Raw genomic sequence first — 2229 nt, 5'->3', positions numbered from 1 at the left:
AGACACCGTTTCGGAATATGTTGGAGGGCCAGAGACTCCTAGCTACTTCAAGGAGTCCGCGTCCACAACCCCGCCCGCTGTGCGAGTGACCTTTACCTTGGAGAACCGCCACCCAGCGGGCGTCCTGACCGCTTCGGCTTCTTGCCAGTTTACGGCGCCCAGAGCGAGTCCCTGATATATGAGTTGGACGGCGCGAACGGAAGCGGCGTCGCCCTCGACCTCGATTTCAGGATTTACCATGAAGTGACGAAGGCCGGCGACCTGGTCCGCCAGTCGTGCGAGTTCTTCACCGGTGCGGATGGTGCCGGCAAATTCGTGCGATCCATCTTCCGTGAACGTGTCCAACCATTCTCCGAGATCGCCGCCCACACTGTAGCGATCGATCGCGTTCGCGTAACGGTAGATCAGTTGGAGAATTTCGTCTCGGTCCTCGACCAGTGTTGTCATTTCTTCTCCGGGTTCAACTGCCGAAGGATCCTTCGGCTCTTGACCAAAGAGGCCCTTGTGGGTCCCCTTGGAGTTCCTCCGAGGCGTGAAGAGTTAATCGGTGAGCCCAGCCTGCTACCTGCCGATCAACTCGACCCGACGTAATCAGGTCCAGGGATCAGCGACGGAGCGCACGCGCCACCTCGGGTGATGAAGCAGCCACCCAACTCATGCCGCCACCAATATTCTTGTCAGCCGAGTTCGGTTAGCACACGGCAGAAGTCGCATCGTTGAAGGCTAACCGTGTCTCGCGGCTCTCGGCCGCCGCCCGAACCTAGTTGGAACGGGAGAAGTCCCCGGTGGGAACAGCATCGAGGATTACGGCCTTCGACTCGAGGAACAGCCGCAAGCCCTCAGCCCCGCCTTCTCGGCCGATGCCTGACTGCTTGAATCCGCCAAAGCCGAGGCTCAGATCTGAGCGCACCGCATTATGGCCAACCGTGCCAGACCGAAGCCGTTCAGCAACCCGTAGAGCTCTGTCAGTATCCGCAGTGAAGACCGACGCGTTCAGACCGAAGATCGAGTCATTAGCGATGCGGACGGCGTCCTCCTCGTTGTCGGCCGCAATCACGCTAAGCACCGGACCGAAGATCTCCTCCTGGGCGATCACGTGGGCGTTATCCACACCAGCGAAGACCGTTGGCTCGATGTAGTAACCACGATCGAGATGCTTCGGGCGCCGACCTCCGGTCACCAGGACCGCCCCTTGCTCAACCCCCTTGGCAACATAGCCTTCGACCCGGTCGCGCTGCTCCGCAGAAGCCAGGGGACCGATCTGGGTGGCGTTGTCGTATGGGTCCCCAACAACGGCCTGCGAGAACGTTGCCGCCAGCGCGTCAACAAACTCATCATGACGCTCTCGGACAACGATCAGCCGAGTGAGCGAGGAGCAGACCTGCCCGCTCAAGAGGGACTCAGCTGCAGAGAGCGTCCGCGCGGTCTGCTCGACATCGGTGTCCTCAAGAATGATGGCGGCGGATTTCCCGCCAAGCTCAAGACTGTACCGCGCAACACGGTCGCCGCAGAGGGAAGCGATGCGGCGTCCCGCCGCCGTCGAACCCGTGAACGAGATCTTATCCACCCTGGGATCCCTGACCAGGAGTTCAGAGACCTCTCGATCGGCAGTCACGACGTTGAGCACACCGGGCGGGAGACCGATTTCCTGCGCAATCTGGGCAACGAGATATCCTTCTCCCGGCGCTTGCGGGGCGGTCTTGAGGACCACAGTGCAGCCGGCCAGCAGCGCGGGAGCAACCTTGTGGCTGAGCGACGCTACCGGCGCGTTCCACGGAATGATCGCTCCGACGACGCCGACCGGTTCGCGCCGAACAAGCCCGAAGGCTCCTCCCTCGCTCGGGGTAATCACCTCATTGAACGGAAAACTGTCGGCTAGGGCAGCGTTGTCATCCCACTCGCGGGCCGCTCGATCCGTGAACGGTCGCGCAAGCGCCGCCACACCACCGGACTCCCGGGGCCAGAGCTGCTCTACGTCGCCAGCATGGGCTCGCCACCCCTCGGCAAAGGCTCGCAGATAGGCAGCACGCTCGGCGTGAGTCATTTGTGGCCACGGACCCTGATCGAACGCCGTCCGCGCAGCTCCGACTGCCCGATCAATATCTGCCGCCTGAGCTTCGGCGACGCTCAGAAAGACTTGCTCGGAACCCGAGTCCAGTACATCACGCATAATCGTGCTGCTCGGCTTGACCCACTCGCCACCGATGAAGAGCCGATCTGGGTGTCGGA

General features: G+C 61.9%; 2 protein-coding genes. Both read right to left on the bottom strand.

The annotated features are described in order from the left end of the window. Positions 1–42 precede the first annotated feature (42 nt). Entirely contained in the window at positions 43–447 is a 405-nt protein-coding gene (locus ACIPSJ_RS51915; RefSeq protein ID WP_401357495.1) for a nuclear transport factor 2 family protein, read from the bottom strand. Positions 448–760: 313 nt separating this feature from the next. Then, positions 761–2229, bottom strand: a 1469-nt coding sequence (locus ACIPSJ_RS51910) for an aldehyde dehydrogenase (RefSeq protein ID WP_401357493.1), incomplete at its 5' end; no start/stop codon positions are given.

Source organism: Streptomyces sp. NPDC090088, assembly GCF_044747345.1.
Taxonomy (GTDB): domain Bacteria; phylum Actinomycetota; class Actinomycetes; order Streptomycetales; family Streptomycetaceae; genus Streptomyces.
Note: the sequence above shows the minus strand (reverse complement) of the source record. Positions and strands in the feature narration are given on the sequence as shown.

What these genes read in the sequence shown, in the direction of transcription:
- ACIPSJ_RS51915 (WP_401357495.1), bottom strand. Translation starts at nt 447, where the DNA reads ATGACAACACTGGTCGAGGACCGAGACGAAATTCTCCAACTGATCTAC.